Raw genomic sequence first — 14,638 nt, forward strand, 5'->3', positions numbered from 1 at the left:
CTTGGGGGTCAGGCCGGGCGCGGGCGGGCGCCGAACAGGGCGGTGCCGATGCGCACCAGGGTCGCACCCTCGGCAATGGCTTCGGCGTAGTCGCTGCTCATGCCCATCGACAGGGTATCGACCTGCGCGTAGCGGGCCGCCAGCGACTGGAAAAGTGTGCGCATGCGCACGAAGGCGTCGCGGCGTCGCTCGGCCTCCGGCCAGGGCGCGGGAATCGCCATCAGGCCACGCAGGCGCAGGGTCGGTTCGGCGGCGATCGCCGCGGCCAGCGCCTCCACCTGCTCCGGTGCGCAGCCGTGCTTGCTGGATTCGTCGTCGATGTTGACCTGGATCAGCAGGTTCAGCGGGCCACGCGTGGCCGGGCGATGGCGTGCCAGCGCGGACACCAGCTTGAGCCGGTCCACGCTCTGCACCCAGTCGAAATGGGCGGCCACGGCATCGGCCTTGTTCGACTGCAGGTGGCCGATCAGGTGCCATTCCAGGTCCAGGTGCTGTAGCGCCTGCATCTTGGCCAGTGCTTCCTGCACGTAGTTCTCGCCGAACGCGTGCTGGCCCTGTGCGGCGAGGGTGGCCACGGCCTCGGCCGGCTGGGTCTTGGAGACCGCCAGCAGGCGTGGATCGGGCCTGCCAGCGGCCTCGGCGGCGGCATGCAGGTTGCTCAGGATCTGGGGCAGGGGAGTGGCCACGTAACGCGTTCCGTTGAATCAGGAGGCTATACTGCCGCCCGGGGAAAGATCCTTCCAGTCGAAGCCGTTATTGGGGAGTAGCCGCTCATGGATATCGCCGAACTGCTGGCGTTTTCCGTAAAGAACAAAGCGTCCGACCTGCACCTGTCCGCAGGCCTGCCGCCGATGATCCGTGTGGACGGCGATGTTCGCCGGATCAACATTCCAGCCCTGGACCACAAGCAGGTCCATGCGCTGGTCTACGACATCATGTCCGACAAGCAGCGCCGCGACTACGAGGAATTCCTCGAAGTGGACTTCTCGTTCGAGATCCCGTCGCTGGCGCGCTTCCGTGTCAATGCGTTCAACCAGAACCGCGGCGCCGGTGCGGTGTTCCGTACCATTCCGTCCGAGGTGCTGACCCTGGAAGACCTGGCCTGCCCGCCGCTGTTCCGCGAGGTGATCCAGCAGCCGCAGGGCCTGATCCTGGTGACCGGCCCGACCGGCTCGGGCAAGTCGACCACGCTGGCGGCGATGATCGACTACATCAACAAGAACGAATACGGCCATATCCTCACCGTCGAGGATCCGATCGAATTCGTGCACACCTCGCAGAAGTGCCTGATCAACCAGCGCGAAGTGCACCGCGATACGCATGGCTTCAACGAAGCGCTGCGCTCGGCACTGCGTGAGGACCCGGACATCATCCTGGTCGGCGAACTGCGTGACCTGGAAACCATCCGCCTGGCGCTGACCGCCGCGGAAACCGGCCACCTGGTGTTCGGCACCCTGCACACCAGCTCGGCGGCCAAGACCATCGACCGAATCATCGACGTGTTCCCGGCCGGCGAGAAGCCGATGGTGCGCTCGATGCTGTCCGAATCGCTGCGTGCGGTGATCTCGCAGGCGCTGCTGAAAAAGGTCGGCGGTGGTCGTACCGCCGCGTGGGAAATCATGGTCGGCACCCCGGCCATCCGCAACCTGATCCGCGAGGACAAGGTGGCGCAGATGTATTCGGCGATCCAGACCGGCCAGCAGTACGGCATGATGACCCTGGACCAGCACCTGCAGGACCTGGTCAAGCGCAGCCTGATCACCCGCAACCAGGCCCGCGAGTACGCCAAGGACAAGCGCCTGTTCGAGTAAGGCGGGCAGTGGCGGGACGGCGCGCGCCAAGGCGCGGCCGTTCCCGTGTTGTTTCCCACACCGACCGTTTCCTGGTACCTGCCCCATTGGGAGCCCGCCGTGAACACCACCGCGACCACCATCGATTTCACGTCCTACCTCAAGCTGATGGCGCACCAGCGCGCCTCGGACCTGTTCATCACCGCGGGCATGCCGCCGGCGATGAAAGTGAACGGCAAGATCTCGCCGATCACGCAGACGCCGTTGACCCCGCAGCAGAGCCGCGACCTGGTCCTCAACGTGATGACCCCCGCGCAGCGCGAGGAATTCGAAAAGACCCATGAGTGCAACTTCGCCATCGGCCTGTCCGGTGTCGGCCGCTTCCGTGTCAGCTGCTTCTACCAGCGCAACCAGGTCGGCATGGTGCTGCGTCGCATCGAGACGCGCATTCCGACCGTGGAAGAGCTGAGCCTGCCGCCGATCATCAAGACGCTGGCGATGACCAAGCGCGGCATCATCCTGTTCGTCGGTGCCACCGGTACCGGCAAGTCGACCTCGCTGGCGGCGATGATCGGCTACCGCAACCAGAATTCGACCGGCCACATCATCACCATCGAAGACCCGATCGAATTCGTGCACAAGCACGAGGGCTGCATCATCACCCAGCGCGAAGTCGGCATCGATACCGACAGCTGGGAGGCTGCGCTGAAGAACACCCTGCGCCAGGCGCCGGACGTGATCATGATCGGCGAGGTGCGTACCCGCGAGGGCATGGACCACGCCATCGCGTTCGCCGAAACCGGCCACCTGGTGCTGTGCACCCTGCATGCCAACAACGCCAACCAGGCGATGGACCGCATCGTCAATTTCTTCCCGGAAGACCGCCGCAACCAGCTGCTGATGGACCTGTCGCTGAACCTCAAGGGGGTGGTCGCGCAGCAGCTGGTGCCGTCGCCCGATGGGCGCTCGCGCAAGGTGGCGATGGAGATCCTGCTGGGCACGCCGCTGGTGCAGGACTACATCCGCGACGGCGAGATCCACAAGCTGAAGGAAGTGATGAAGGACTCGGTCCAGCTGGGCATGAAGACCTTCGACCAGAGCCTGTTCGAGCTGTACCAGGCGGGCGAGATCAGCTACGAGGACGCGCTGCGCTACGCCGATTCGCAGAACGAAGTGCGCCTGCGCATCAAGCTCAGCCAGGGCGGCGATGCGCGCACGCTGTCGCAGGGGCTGGATGGCGTGGAGATCTCCGAGATCCGTTGATCGCTGCCGTGGTCGAGGCGGGGGCCGCCGTTCCGGTTCGGGGCGGAGGCCTGGATTGATGAATTCCAGTCATGACCAACTGCGATGCCGGCCATTCAATCCGCGGCGGTTGCAGGCGTATCGTCGGTGCTCCCCCTCTGGAGCACCACGATGCAGACACGTGAACTGGGCCGCAGCGGCCTGAAGGTTTCCGCCCTGGGCCTGGGATGCATGGGCCTGAGCCACGGCTACGGCCAGCCGGTGGAGCAGGACCAGGGCATCGCCCTGCTGCATGCAGCGGTCGAGCGCGGCGTGACCTTCTTCGACACCGCCGAGGTGTACGGGCCGTATATCAACGAAGATCTGCTCGGCAAGGCATTGGCGCCGTACCGCGACAGGCTGGTGATCGCCACCAAGTTCGGGTTCAAGGATGCACGCGTCGATACCGGCCTGGACAGCCGCCCGGAGAACATCCGTGCTGTGGCCGAAGCCAGCCTCAAGCGCCTGCGCACCGATCACATCGACCTGTTCTACCAGCACCGTGTCGATCCGAACGTACCGATCGAGGACGTGGCCGGCACCGTGCGTGACCTGATCGCCGAGGGCAAGGTCGGCCACTTCGGCCTGTCCGAGGCCAGTGCCGCCACCGTGCGCCGTGCGCATGCGGTGCAGCCGGTCACCGCCGTGCAGAGCGAGTACTCGCTGTGGTGGCGTGAGCCGGAGCGTGAGCTGCTGCCGACCCTGCAGGAACTGGGCATCGGCTTCGTGCCGTTCAGTCCGCTTGGCCGTGGTTTCCTGACCGGTGCGATCAACGCCGAGACCACCTTCGACGCCACCGACTTCCGCAACACCGTGCCACGTTTCGAAGTGGACGCACGCCGCGCCAACCAGGCACTGGTTGATCGCATCAGCACGATTGCTGCAGCGCGTGGCGCGACGCCGGCACAGGTGGCACTGGCGTGGCTGCTGGCGCAGGCACCGTGGATCGTGCCGATTCCGGGCACCACCAAGGTTCATCGCCTGGAAGAGAATCTGGCCGCGGCCGACCTGCAGCTGGCGGCTGATGAACTGCAGCGCATCGCACAGGCGCTGGACGAAGTGTCGATCGTCGGCGAGCGCTACAACGCGCAGCGCGCGGCGCAGGCCAAAGGCTGACCGGATGGGGGTGGCCCCGGTGGGTGCGGACCGTTGGTCCGCACTCATTACCCCCCCACTCAACCCAGCATCGGCCCGCGCAGCGCCTCAAGCACCGTGCGCATCGCCACGGTGACGTGGCGGCGCGACGGGTAGTACGCGTAGTAGCCGTCGAAGTGCGGGCACCAGTCATCCAGCGCCGACTGCAGGCGGCCATCGTCCAGCATCGGCTGCACCTGGTCTTCCGGCAACCAGGCCAGTCCACTGCCGGCCAGCGCGGCCGCACGGGTCATGCCCATGGTGTTGAACGTCCATTGCCCGCTCACGCGCACGCTCAGTTCGTTGCCGTCCTGGCCGAAGTCCCACGGCATCAGCCCGCCATGCGTAGGCAGGCGCAGGGTGATGCAGTTGTGATGGGCCAGGTCGTGCGGATGCCGTGGCATCACGTGCTGGCGGAAGTAGCCGGGGGCCGCGACCACGCGCATGCGCAGCGGTGGGCTGATCGGCACCGCGATCATGTCGCGCGCCAGCCGTTCGCCAAGGCGGATGCCGATGTCGTAGCGCTCGGCAACGATGTCGGCCAGGCCATAGTCGGTGGTCAGTTCCACCTTCAGTTCCGGGTAGCGCTGCAGCAGCGGCGCCAGGCGCGGCCAGGCCAGGTACTCGGCGGCATGGCCGGTGGCGTTGATGCGGATGGTTCCGGCCGGGCGTTCGCGGTACTCGGCCAGCGCGGCCAGCTCGTCCTCGATGTCGGCCAGGCGCGGAGCGAGGGTCTGCAACAGGCGGGCGCCGGCCTCGGTGGTGGACACGCTGCGGGTGGTGCGGGTCAGCAGGCGCACCCCCAGACGTTCCTCCAGGCCGCGCATGGCATGGCTGAGCGCCGACTGCGAGACACCCAGCTGGGCCGCGGCGCGGGTGAAGCTGCCCTCGCGGGCGACGTGGACGAAGGCCTGCAGGTCGTTGAGGTTTTCGCGGGGCATGTGTAGATCATACGGCCCACCGCCGGCTGCCGATCCGCGCCGCACGTGCACGGTGGCCAAGGCACGCTCGAGGGGGCTGTCGATTTCCGGCACTCCGGTTCGTCGTACCGGTACATCCAACGCAAGGAGCTGGCGCATGAGCACTGAAAAGCCGAAGGGCCCGGCCTCGTATTTCCCCTCCATCGAGAAGACCTACGGGCAACCGGTGGCGCACTGGTTCGGCCTGCTGGCAGCAAGGCAGGGGCGCAAGCACATGGAGCTGGTCAGCTTCCTGAAGAGCGAACATGGGCTCGGTCACGGCCACGCCAATGCACTGGTAGCCCACCATCTGGCCGGCAAGGGCTGAACGGGAAACGCGGCGCTGAACGGCGGTGTGGCGCCGCGCCACACCGCCGCCCGGCTCGGGCACACTGGGCCTCCCCCGAGGCAGGACGCCCGCATGCAGGTCACGCTGGAAGCGATCACCGTCGACAACTACGAAGCCGTGTGCGATCTCGAGGTCAGCGAGGCGCAGCAGGATTTTGTCGCGGGCAACACCTGGTCGCTGGTGCAGGCGGCGTTCCATCCCGGCTACCAGACCCGTGCCATCCGCGCCGACGGCGAGCTGGTCGGGTTCTTCATGTGGGTGCCGGAGACACCGCAGCGCATCTCGATCTGGCGCTTCATGGTCGATCAGCGCTGGCAGGGACGGGGCATCGGGCGCCGCGCGCTGGAGCTGGCGCTGGCGCAGATCCAGGCAACGCCGGGGCTGACGGCGATCGAAATCTGCTACGACCCGCGCAATCCGGTCGCCGGGGGCTTCTACGGCAGTTTCGGGTTCGTCGAAACCGGAATGGATGAAGACGGCGAGGACATGCTGGCGGTGCGGGCGGTCGCCGCGCCGGAATAACCTGAATGGGCAAGGGTGGCTGAACGATTTCATCTGCAACTGTCATGCAGATCGTGTCTAATACCGCTCCCCACCTGCTGTTCCCCCACCCGCATGTCCCTCCCTTCCCATGGCCCCGCGCCGTGCGACGACGCTGACGGCCACCTGGTCACCGCCGGTCCGTTGACCCCGCCGCCGGACAGTGCCGGCACCACCGCCGACGAAAAAGCACTGCGCCACTCGGTCGCCGAGGACGTGCAGGGCATGGTGCTGGCCACGATGGTGGCCTCGCTGGGCCTGGCCATCTTCGCCAAGGGCGGCTTGATGATCGGTGGCATGGCCGGCATGGCCTTCCTGCTGCACTACTCGATGGGCTGGAACTTCGGCCTGGTGTTCGTGCTGGTCAACCTGCCGTTCTACTGGGTGGCGTTGCGCCGCATGGGCTGGGAATTCACCCTCAAGACCTTCGCCGCGGTCACCGCCAGTGGCGTGCTGACCGACCTGCTGCCGCGCTGGATCGACTTCTCGCACATCCATCCGCTGTACTCGGCGATCGTCGGTGGCGCGCTGTCCGGCCTCGGCATCCTGTTCTTCATCCGCCACCGCGCCAGCCTGGGCGGCATCGGCATCCTGGCGGTGTACCTGCAGCGCACCCGTGGCTGGAGTGCGGGCAAGGTGCAGATGTCCTATGACGCCTGCCTGATGGTGGCCGCGTTCTTCGTGTTGTCGCCATCGAAGGTGCTGTACTCGGCGATCGGTGCGGTGGTGCTCAGCCTGGTGCTGATGTTCAACCACCGCCCGGGCCGCTACATGGGCGTGTGACCCTTCCACGGTAATGCCGGCCGCTGGCCGGCATTACCGCGAGGCGCGCAGCCACGGCGGCGACAGCTTCAGCAGCCGCGCGTGCACCGGGCAGTCTTCGGCATGCGCACCCGGCAGGTAGCCCAGGCTCATCAGGAACTCACCGGTGATCTCGCCGCCGGTGAAGCGGAACGTCTTCTTGAACAGCTTCACCCAGTCGGCCTTGCTGCGCGGGTGATGCGCATCCAGCCAGCCTGCGAAACTGCCATGGCTGGCCCGCAGCTGCTGGATCACCTGTGCGTTGTGGATCGCCGCCAGCACCTTCAGGCGGTTGCGGATGATACCCGCGTCCGACAGCAACCGTTCGATGTCCTGCTCGGCGTAGGCCGCCACGCGGTCCACGTCGAAGCCGTCGTAGGCGGCACGGAAGCCCTCGCGCTTCTTCAGGATGGTCTCCCAGCTCAGCCCGGCCTGGTTGATCTCCAGCACCAGCCGCTCGAACAGCTCGCGCTCGTCGCGCTGCGGGAAGCCGTACTCGTTGGCGTGGTAGTGGTCGTGCACCGGATGGCCCGGGGCGATGAGGCAGTAACCGCTCATGGGGAAGGCTCGTTGGATTCGGGTTCGGGATCGATGGCCAGCGCAGGGCGACCGCCGATGGACAGCATCGGCCAGCGCGGCGCAACGAGGGTGATCTCGCCATCACGCAGCGCCTGGTTGATCGCCGCGGCCTGGCCGCTGGCGGCACCGAACAGCGAGCCGGCCCGGTGCCAGTGGGTGTCGCTGCCGCGCGCATACAGCACGCAGTCCGGCCCACGATGGCTGTACAGCTCGCACAGCAGCACTTCGGCACTGCCGTCTGCATCCAGGTCGCGATGCACGATCAGGCAGTTCCGCTCGCTCTCGGCGCAGGACTCGCCGTTGATGGTGCGGGTTGCCAGCGCCTGCCACCAGTCGGCCGGCGGTGAGCGGGATCCCTTGGCCAGCTTCAGCGCGCGCTGCAGGGCGGCGACATCCTGCGGCCCCTTGTCCAGGCGGGTGGCGGCATCCCAGCGCGAGGTCCGCGCCAGGGCGTCAGCAATCTGCTGCGGTGCGTTGGCGTCAGCGCGGATCGCCGGGTCGTCCTGCAGCACGCGCAGCGCCTGCACGCCGCGGCGACCGAGGTCGAAGCGCAGCACGTTGACGTCGCTGGGGGTGATCGCGGCCGGATCGGCGCGCAGGCGCGCCAGCTGGCTCGACAGGGTCAGCCGCACCGGGTCCAGCAGCGGCGAGTTGCCCAGCAGCGCCAGCGCCAGCACGGCCCAGCACAACCCGCGGTTGACCGGCTCCAGCATCTGCAGCCAGCGGCCCTGCCGGCGCAGTACCGCCAGCGCGTAGCCCACGGCATAGCCGGCCACGGCCAGCGCGATCAGCACCGCCCAGACGCGTTCCACGGTCCAGCCGTACTGCGCCACGCGCAGGCCCAGCGCATACAGCGCCAGCCCGGCGTAGACCGGCAGCGCCAGCAGGCTCGCTTCAACCAGCCGACGCAGCAGCACGGGGTAGGGCGGGGTGTCATCACCCTGCTGGTAGACCGCGTTGGTGAACGACACCAGCAGCAGCGACAGCACCAGCAGCAGGCTGGCGGCGGAACGGGTCTTCCACAACGGCTCCAGCCCGGTGAGCGGCAGGCTCAGCACGAACAGCACCGCGATGAACGAGAGCAGCGGCAGCAGCCCGCGGCAGATCGCGAACAGCACCTGGCGGGTGATCTGGATCGCACGATGCTGGGTGCGCCCGATCAGCACGCCGAACCCGGCCAGGCTGCCGGTGGCCAGGGCGATGAACGCATCCTGGCGGAACAGGTCGCGGAAGAAGGTGACGTCCAGCAGCTGGAACAGGGCCGCCCACAGCCACAGCAGCAGCCAGGTCAGGCCGGTGAACAGCGCGGCCAGGGCCAGCGTCAGTCCGTTCTGCCAGGCGCGCTCGAACAATGCCGGGTAGCTGGCGCGCCAATGCCCGTGCTGCAGCTGGAACTGCCACCAGGGCAGGGCCACGAACACTGCCACGGCGATGCCCACGGTCAGCGGGAACTGCAACGCGCCGGACGCCAGCGCGGTTTCACCCTCGAGGTTCCAGCCGATCCAGGCGGCCAGCAGCAGGACTACGGCGGATCCGAGCGCGGCCTGCAGCCACAGGCGGCGCTGGCGCAGCTCGACCAGGCTCAGCGCCACCGCGCTGGGAATGGCCAGCACCCAGGCGTACCAGCAGTAGCGCCAGCCGATATCGCGGAACGGCCAGGCATCGGACAGTTCCTGCGCGGCATACAGCATCAGGCCCTGCAGCAGGGCGATCAGGACGATGGCGCTGCGTGCCGGCAGGCTCAGGGGCGATGTAGACGGCATCGGCGACCTTCCATGGCAAAGCACCATCCTAGCCGATCGTCGTTCGGCACCATCGCGCGACCATCCTGCCCCCAGCAGGTAGAATGGGGCCATGCCTGTAACGCCGACCTCCCTTGCCGACCACCTGCTCGTCGCGCTGCCGTCGCTGCTCGACGCGACCTTTGCCCGCAGCGTCGCGCTGATCTGTCAGCACGACGAGAACGGGGCGATGGGCGTGCTGGTCAACCAGCCTTCCGAATACACGCTGGGCGAAGTGCTCGCGCAGATGGACATCAGCACCGGTGACGGCGACCTGCAGGCGCGCATGGTGCTCAATGGCGGTCCGGTGCACCCCGAGCGTGGCTTCGTCATCCATGACGATGCGCGGGCGTGGGATTCCAGCCTGACCGTGGGTGAAGGCCTGTACCTGACCACCTCGCGCGACATTCTCGAAGCGATGGCACGCGGTGAAGGCCCGGCCAACGCCGTGGTCACCCTCGGCTGTGCCGGGTGGGGCGCAGGGCAGCTGGAAAGCGAACTGTCCGAGAACAGCTGGCTGACCGTGCCGGCCGATGCCGAGCTGGTGTTCCAGCTGCCGCTGGAGCAGCGCTGGCAGGGGGCTGCCTCGCGCATCGGCGTCGACCTGTTCCGTCTGACCGATTACAGCGGCCATGTCTGAGCCGGCGGCGCCCGCACCGGTTTCTCCTGCCCCGGCGATCCGCCGTGACGGCACCGTTCTCGGTTTCGATGTCGGCTCGCGGCGCATTGGCGTGGCCATCGGCAGTGCCTTCGCTGCGCATGCGCGCGCGGTGGCCGTGGTCGATGTGCACGGCAACGGCCCGGACTGGGCTGCGATCGAACGCCTGCTCAAGGAATGGAAGCCCGATGGCCTGGTGGTCGGCGATCCGCTGACCCTGGACGGCCAGGACCAACCCAACCGCAAGCGTGCGCAGGGCTTTGCCCGCCAGCTGCGGGAACGCTTCAAGCTGCCGGTGGTGATGATCGACGAGCGTTCCAGCTCGGTCGAGGCCGCCCGCCGCTTCGCCGTCGAGCGCGCCGAAGGACGCAAGCGCCGTCGTGATGCGGCCGCACTCGATGCCGTGGCCGCGGCGGTGATCATCGACCGCTGGCTGTCGTCACCGGACGACGCCACCCCCATTCCCTGACTGCACGACTCCCGCCATGACCGCCCAGCAAATCGATGCCTCCGGACGCCTGCGCCACCTGTTGACCCTTGAGGGCCTGCCGCGCGAAACCCTGCTGCAGCTGCTCGACCGGGCTGGGCAGATCCGCGATGCCGCGGTCGGCCGCGTTGGCAACAAGCGCCATGTGCTGGCCGGTTCGGCGGTATGCACGCTGTTCTTCGAGCCGTCCACCCGCACCCGCAGCTCGTTCCAGCTGGCCGCCCAGCGCCTGGGCGCCGACGTGCTGAACTTCGATGCCTCGACCTCGTCCACGCGCAAGGGCGAAACCGCCTGCGACACGCTGCGCAACCTGGAAGCGATGGGCGTGCGCGGCTTCGTGGTGCGCCATCCCGATGACGGCGCAGTGGCTGCACTGGCCGAAGCCGCGGGCGAGGGAACGGCGCTGATCAATGCCGGTGATGGCCGCAGTTCGCACCCGACCCAGGGCCTGCTCGACATGCTGACCCTGCGCCAGGCCAAGGGCCCGGATTTCTCGAAGCTGAAGGTGGTGATCGTCGGCGACGTGAAGCACTCGCGCGTTGCCCGCACCGACCTGCATGCCCTGCGCACGCTGGGCGTCGGCGAGATCCGCGTGTGCGGCCCGCAGTCGTTGCTGCCGGACGACGAGACCCTGAAGGGCTGCGTGGTCGGCGAAGATTTCGATGCGATGCTGGAAGGCGTCGATGCGCTGATGATGCTGCGCCTGCAGCGCGAGCGCATGGAAGAAGGCCTGGTGCCGTCGCTGGAGCAGTACCACGCCCAGTACGGCCTGACCCACCAGCGCCTGGCCCGCGCCGGCAAGGATGCCGCGGTGCTGCACCCGGGCCCGATCAATCGCGGCGTGGAAGTGACCGACGAAGTGGCCGACGGCCCGCAGTCGTGGGTGCTGCGCCAGGTCGCCAACGGCGTCGCCGTGCGCATGGCCGTGCTGGAAACCCTGCTGGGCTGAGGTCCTTCAACTGATCGTGCGGCGGGATTGATCTACCCGGCTCCGATCCGGTGGGTGCCGACCGTTGGTCGGCACTGAACCATCAGCGCCGTGCTTCATCGGAACCTGGCCATGGAATGGCTACTGGCCTACCTGGGCCTTGCCTGATGGGAAACCACGGCAGCGGAGTGCACGCTCATCGCCATGAACCGTGCACGCCTGAGGCTCGGCCGCCACTCCCAGAGCGGTCAGTCCTACATCCTGACGACCATCACACTAGGGCGTCGGCGCTGTTTCGACGATGCTGCCGTGGCCCAGGTAGTGATGGACGTCATCCGTCGTATGGACGATGAAGGCTTGACGTATGCGCTTGCCTACGTGGTCATGCCGGACCATATCCACTGGCTTGCGGAGTTGCGTGCGTTCTCGCTGGACTACGTCATGCAACGCTTCAAATCGAGCAGTGCATTGCGGATCAACCGCATGCTGGGCCGATCAGGTCGATTCTGGCAATCGAGCTATCACGATCACGCGATCCGTTCCTGCGAATCGCTGTTCCGCCACGCAATGTACGTCATGGGCAATCCGGTCAGGGCAAGCCTGGCGAGTTGTCTGGGAGAGTAACCGCATGCCTGGTGCCGATGGGAGATTGAAGGGCAGTTCAAGGCAGGGGAGCATTCTGGAGCGAAGCGATAGTGCCGACCAACGGTCGGCACCCACCCAAGGTGGGGTTCAGCGCTTCTGCGCGAACAGCCATGCCCACAGGGCCGGGTCTGCGTAGGTGGCATCCCAGGCGTTGTGGTTGCCCTCCGGGTATTCGGTGTAGCGCACATCGCGCGCGGCGGCCGCCTGGAAGGCGCCGTGCAACCTGCGGTCATCCTCTGGCGGCACCACATCATCCTGCGCGCCGTGGAAGATCCAGATCGGCGTGTGCTGCAGCCGCCTGGCGATCACCGCATACGGATCGGATTCCTGCGCGACCTGCTTGACGAACAGGGCGGGCCGCTTCGCGCGGGGGGCCAGCACCGCGCCGCACACCGGCACGATCGCGGCAAAGCGGTGCGGGTCGTCCAGGGCGATGTTCCAGCTGCCGTAGCCGCCCATCGACATGCCGGTCAGGTACTGGCGCGCGGGGTCGGCACCGAATTCGGCAATCGTCGCGTCCAGCGCGGCCACCGCCATGCGGTTGTTGCGGCCACTCCATTCCGAATGGCGCGCGGCCTGCGGGAACACCACCAGTGCCGGGAAATCAGCATGCTCGCGCAGGTAGGGGCCCAGTCCCGAATAGGTCTGCTTGACGCCATCGACGCCGCGTTCGCCCGAGCCGTGCAGGAACAGGATCACCGGGACCGGCGGCGCGGTCGGGTGCGCCGGATTCCGGGCCTGCAGGCTGGCAGGAATGAACACCTGGTAGTAGGCGGTTTCTCCGTCCACCTTCACCGCGCGGGCTTCGAAGCGTCCATGCGGGGTATCCGGTAGCGAGGCACAACCGGTCATCATCAGAAAGGCCAGCAGTGGCAGCCAGCGCGACATCGAACGGACCATGGGCGTTCCCGAAGCGGCAGGATCGCCTGCATCGTAGTCCGCTCGGGGTCAACGCGGCATCATGCGCCGCGTCACTGCGGGCGCGGGAAGCTGGCGATGATGTCCAGCTGCTCCTGGGCTTCGGCATTGCCTTCGGCGGCCGCTGCCTGCACCTGCGCCATGTCCGGGTGCAGCACCACCAGCAGCGGGTTCTCGCAGACCGGGCAGTCGTACTCGGTGGCGTCCTCGTCCAGCTCCATTACCATGGCGCGCGAACTGCCCTTCCACTCGCAGGCCGGGCAGCTGTGCTGCTGGTCGCGCCAGCCGGGCTGGAAGTAGTTTTCGATCGTCGTTGCCATGGGGGTTCCAGTTGGGGTCGGGGCGGCGCCCCGCGCGGCGGGGTCCGGCCCTGGGTACGGTCAGTGCAGCAGGACCAGGGTGGCCAGGCCGAGGAAGGTGAAAAAGCCCATCGAGTCGGTCACGGCGGTCAGGAAGATGCCGCTGGCCAATGCCGGGTCGAAGCCGAAGCGTTTCAGGGTCAGCGGCACCAGCACGCCGGCCAGCGCGGCGAACAGCAGGTTGCAGGTCAGCGCGATGGCGATCACCGCCGACAGCCCGGGCGAGTGGAACCAGGCCAGCACGATCAGGCCCAGGACCGAGCCCAGCAACAGGCCGTTGAGCGCGGCCACGCGCACCTCCTTCCACAACAGCGTGCGCGCATTGGAGGCGCCCACCTGGCCCAGCGCGAGGCCGCGCACCATCAGTGCCAGCACCTGGGTGCCGGCATTGCCGCCGAGGCCGGCGACGATCGGCATCAGCACCGCCAGCGCCACCAGCTTGTCGATGGTGCCCTCGAAGTGGCCGACCACGCTGGACGCCAGGAAGGCGGTGCACAGGTTCACCGACAGCCACATCAGGCGGCGGCGCATTGCGCGCCAGACCGGGCTGAACAGGTCCTCGTCCTCGTCCAGGCCGGCGGCGCCCAGCGCCTGGTGCTCGGCCTGGCCGCGGATGATGTCGACCACGTCATCGATGGTGATGCGGCCGACCAGGATGTTGTTCTCGTCCACCACCGGTGCGGAGATCCAGTCATGGTCGGAGAACTGGCGGGCCACTTCCTGGTCGCTCTCGCCGACATCGATGGCCGGCTGCTCGTCGTCGATCAGGCGGTTGATCGGCGTGGTGTCCTCGTGGGTCACCAGTGCCGCCAGTGACACCCGGCCGAGATACTGGTGTCGCCGGCTGACCACGAACAGGTGGTCGGTGTGGTCCGGCAGTTCGCCGCGCAGGCGCAGGTAACGCAGCACCACATCGACATTGACGTCGGCGCGCACGGTCACCACGTCCGGGTTCATCAGGCGGCCGGCGCTGTCCTCGGGATAGGACAGCACCTGCTCCAGGCGCTCGCGGTTCTCGCGGTCCATCGACTTGAGGACTTCGTCGATGACCGTATCCGGCAGGTCCTCGACCAGGTCGGCCAGATCGTCGATGTCCAGGTCTTCGACCGCGGCGATGATCTCGTCCGGGTCCATGTCGGCGAGCAGGCTTTCGCGCACGTCTTCACCGACGTGGACCAGCACCTCGCCGTCGTCTTCGGGATCGACCAGGCCCCACACCACCTCGCGCTTGCCCGGAGGCAGCGATTCGAGCAGGTTGCCGATCTCGGCCGGGGCGAGGGTGTTGACCAGGCGACGTACCGGGCCCAGCCGTCCGCTGTCCAGTGCATCGGACAGCATCCGCAGTTGGCGCGCAGTCTTGTCGTGGCGTACAGCTTCAGCCATCGCAGCTCCCGCGGGATAAGAAAAGCCGCGATCCCGGCAAGGATGC

Annotated in this window: 16 protein-coding genes and 1 pseudogene; 10 read left to right on the forward strand and 7 right to left on the reverse strand. The window is 67.4% G+C overall.

Annotation, left to right across the window (positions count from 1 at the left end):
- Positions 1 to 8: 8 nt before the first annotated feature.
- Positions 9 to 686, reverse strand: coding sequence for a YggS family pyridoxal phosphate-dependent enzyme (locus tag Q0P60_RS00360; protein ID WP_294987117.1), 678 nt, complete (start codon positions 684 to 686; stop codon positions 9 to 11).
- Positions 687 to 773: 87 nt separating this feature from the next.
- Between Q0P60_RS00360 and Q0P60_RS00365 the strand changes: the two genes are divergently transcribed.
- The 3 genes from Q0P60_RS00365 (at position 774) to Q0P60_RS00375 (ending at position 4,187) form a co-directional block, all read left to right on the forward strand.
- Positions 774 to 1,811, forward strand: a complete 1,038-nt coding sequence (locus tag Q0P60_RS00365; protein ID WP_004147099.1) for a type IV pilus twitching motility protein PilT — start codon at positions 774 to 776, stop codon at positions 1,809 to 1,811.
- 99 nt (positions 1,812 to 1,910) lie between these two features.
- The gene (locus tag Q0P60_RS00370; RefSeq protein WP_294987119.1) at positions 1,911 to 3,053 is read left to right on the forward strand and encodes a PilT/PilU family type 4a pilus ATPase; all 1,143 of its coding nucleotides are present in this window, start codon (positions 1,911 to 1,913) and stop codon (positions 3,051 to 3,053) included.
- 150 nt (positions 3,054 to 3,203) lie between these two features.
- Positions 3,204 to 4,187, forward strand: a complete 984-nt coding sequence (locus Q0P60_RS00375) for an aldo/keto reductase (RefSeq protein WP_294987121.1) — start codon at positions 3,204 to 3,206, stop codon at positions 4,185 to 4,187.
- Positions 4,188 to 4,246: 59 nt separating this feature from the next.
- Here Q0P60_RS00375 and Q0P60_RS00380 read toward each other — a convergent pair whose 3' ends face one another.
- Positions 4,247 to 5,146 (reverse strand): LysR family transcriptional regulator, encoded by a 900-nt coding sequence (locus tag Q0P60_RS00380; RefSeq protein ID WP_294987123.1) that lies wholly within the window; start codon positions 5,144 to 5,146, stop codon positions 4,247 to 4,249.
- Between the two features lie 136 nt (positions 5,147 to 5,282).
- Between Q0P60_RS00380 and Q0P60_RS00385 the strand changes: the two genes are divergently transcribed.
- The 3 genes from Q0P60_RS00385 (at position 5,283) to Q0P60_RS00395 (ending at position 6,836) form a co-directional block, all read left to right on the forward strand.
- Positions 5,283 to 5,492: a DUF4287 domain-containing protein gene (locus Q0P60_RS00385; protein ID WP_294987125.1), complete on the forward strand. Its 210-nt coding sequence runs from the start codon at positions 5,283 to 5,285 to the stop codon at positions 5,490 to 5,492.
- 93 nt (positions 5,493 to 5,585) lie between these two features.
- Positions 5,586 to 6,035, forward strand: a complete 450-nt coding sequence (locus Q0P60_RS00390) for a GNAT family N-acetyltransferase (RefSeq protein WP_294987127.1) — start codon at positions 5,586 to 5,588, stop codon at positions 6,033 to 6,035.
- 93 nt (positions 6,036 to 6,128) lie between these two features.
- Complete coding sequence (locus tag Q0P60_RS00395) at positions 6,129 to 6,836, forward strand: YitT family protein (RefSeq protein ID WP_294987129.1); 708 nt, start codon at positions 6,129 to 6,131, stop codon at positions 6,834 to 6,836.
- A 33-nt stretch (positions 6,837 to 6,869) separates the two neighbouring features.
- Here Q0P60_RS00395 and Q0P60_RS00400 read toward each other — a convergent pair whose 3' ends face one another.
- Together Q0P60_RS00400 and Q0P60_RS00405 are read right to left on the reverse strand one after the other, a co-directional pair.
- Positions 6,870 to 7,412, reverse strand: a complete 543-nt coding sequence (locus Q0P60_RS00400; protein ID WP_294987131.1) for a DNA-3-methyladenine glycosylase I — start codon at positions 7,410 to 7,412, stop codon at positions 6,870 to 6,872.
- Positions 7,409 to 9,196: a DUF4153 domain-containing protein gene (locus Q0P60_RS00405; protein ID WP_294987133.1), complete on the reverse strand. Its 1,788-nt coding sequence runs from the start codon at positions 9,194 to 9,196 to the stop codon at positions 7,409 to 7,411. The genes Q0P60_RS00400 and Q0P60_RS00405 overlap by 4 nt, the downstream gene beginning before the upstream one ends.
- A gap of 91 nt (positions 9,197 to 9,287) precedes the next feature.
- On the opposite strand from Q0P60_RS00405, the gene Q0P60_RS00410 reads away from it, so the two are divergent.
- From Q0P60_RS00410 to Q0P60_RS00425, 4 genes and pseudogenes are all read left to right on the forward strand, one after another.
- Entirely contained in the window at positions 9,288 to 9,854 is a 567-nt protein-coding gene (locus Q0P60_RS00410) for a YqgE/AlgH family protein (RefSeq protein ID WP_164136984.1), read from the forward strand.
- Positions 9,847 to 10,341 (forward strand): Holliday junction resolvase RuvX, encoded by a 495-nt coding sequence (gene ruvX / locus Q0P60_RS00415; protein ID WP_294987137.1) that lies wholly within the window; start codon positions 9,847 to 9,849, stop codon positions 10,339 to 10,341. Before Q0P60_RS00410 ends, ruvX begins: the two co-directional genes overlap by 8 nt.
- 16 nt (positions 10,342 to 10,357) lie before the next feature.
- Entirely contained in the window at positions 10,358 to 11,308 is a 951-nt protein-coding gene (locus Q0P60_RS00420) for an aspartate carbamoyltransferase catalytic subunit (protein WP_294987139.1), read from the forward strand.
- A gap of 183 nt (positions 11,309 to 11,491) precedes the next feature.
- Positions 11,492 to 11,983 (forward strand): annotated as a pseudogene (locus tag Q0P60_RS00425) (transposase).
- 36 nt (positions 11,984 to 12,019) lie between these two features.
- On the opposite strand, the gene Q0P60_RS00430 reads toward Q0P60_RS00425, so the two are convergent.
- The 3 genes from Q0P60_RS00430 to mgtE form a co-directional block, all read right to left on the reverse strand.
- The gene (locus Q0P60_RS00430) at positions 12,020 to 12,832 is read right to left on the reverse strand and encodes a prolyl oligopeptidase family serine peptidase (protein ID WP_294987143.1); all 813 of its coding nucleotides are present in this window, start codon (positions 12,830 to 12,832) and stop codon (positions 12,020 to 12,022) included.
- A gap of 71 nt (positions 12,833 to 12,903) precedes the next feature.
- On the reverse strand, positions 12,904 to 13,170 hold the full coding sequence (locus Q0P60_RS00435) for a hypothetical protein (RefSeq protein ID WP_294987145.1): 267 nt from the start codon (positions 13,168 to 13,170) through the stop codon (positions 12,904 to 12,906).
- A 60-nt stretch (positions 13,171 to 13,230) separates the two neighbouring features.
- Positions 13,231 to 14,592, reverse strand: a complete 1,362-nt coding sequence (gene mgtE, locus Q0P60_RS00440) for a magnesium transporter (protein ID WP_100439401.1) — start codon at positions 14,590 to 14,592, stop codon at positions 13,231 to 13,233.
- Positions 14,593 to 14,638: the final 46 nt, after the last annotated feature.

This window comes from uncultured Stenotrophomonas sp. (genome assembly GCF_945952405.1).
Lineage (GTDB): Bacteria > Pseudomonadota > Gammaproteobacteria > Xanthomonadales > Xanthomonadaceae > Stenotrophomonas.

Excerpts from the sequence above, each read along its gene's own strand:
- Q0P60_RS00365 (WP_004147099.1), top strand. The coding sequence starts at position 774 with ATGGATATCGCCGAACTGCTGGCGTTTTCCGTAAAGAACAAAGCGTCC.
- Q0P60_RS00375 (WP_294987121.1), top strand. The coding sequence starts at position 3,204 with ATGCAGACACGTGAACTGGGCCGCAGCGGCCTGAAGGTTTCCGCCCTG.
- Q0P60_RS00380 (WP_294987123.1), bottom strand. The coding sequence starts at position 5,146 with ATGCCCCGCGAAAACCTCAACGACCTGCAGGCCTTCGTCCACGTCGCC.
- Q0P60_RS00385 (WP_294987125.1), top strand. The coding sequence starts at position 5,283 with ATGAGCACTGAAAAGCCGAAGGGCCCGGCCTCGTATTTCCCCTCCATC.
- Q0P60_RS00390 (WP_294987127.1), top strand. The coding sequence starts at position 5,586 with ATGCAGGTCACGCTGGAAGCGATCACCGTCGACAACTACGAAGCCGTG.
- Q0P60_RS00395 (WP_294987129.1), top strand. The coding sequence starts at position 6,129 with ATGTCCCTCCCTTCCCATGGCCCCGCGCCGTGCGACGACGCTGACGGC.
- Q0P60_RS00400 (WP_294987131.1), bottom strand. The coding sequence starts at position 7,412 with ATGAGCGGTTACTGCCTCATCGCCCCGGGCCATCCGGTGCACGACCAC.
- Q0P60_RS00405 (WP_294987133.1), bottom strand. The coding sequence starts at position 9,196 with ATGCCGTCTACATCGCCCCTGAGCCTGCCGGCACGCAGCGCCATCGTC.
- Q0P60_RS00410 (WP_164136984.1), top strand. The coding sequence starts at position 9,288 with ATGCCTGTAACGCCGACCTCCCTTGCCGACCACCTGCTCGTCGCGCTG.
- ruvX (WP_294987137.1), top strand. The coding sequence starts at position 9,847 with ATGTCTGAGCCGGCGGCGCCCGCACCGGTTTCTCCTGCCCCGGCGATC.
- Q0P60_RS00420 (WP_294987139.1), top strand. The coding sequence starts at position 10,358 with ATGACCGCCCAGCAAATCGATGCCTCCGGACGCCTGCGCCACCTGTTG.
- Q0P60_RS00430 (WP_294987143.1), bottom strand. The coding sequence starts at position 12,832 with ATGGTCCGTTCGATGTCGCGCTGGCTGCCACTGCTGGCCTTTCTGATG.
- Q0P60_RS00435 (WP_294987145.1), bottom strand. The coding sequence starts at position 13,170 with ATGGCAACGACGATCGAAAACTACTTCCAGCCCGGCTGGCGCGACCAG.
- mgtE (WP_100439401.1), bottom strand. The coding sequence starts at position 14,592 with ATGGCTGAAGCTGTACGCCACGACAAGACTGCGCGCCAACTGCGGATG.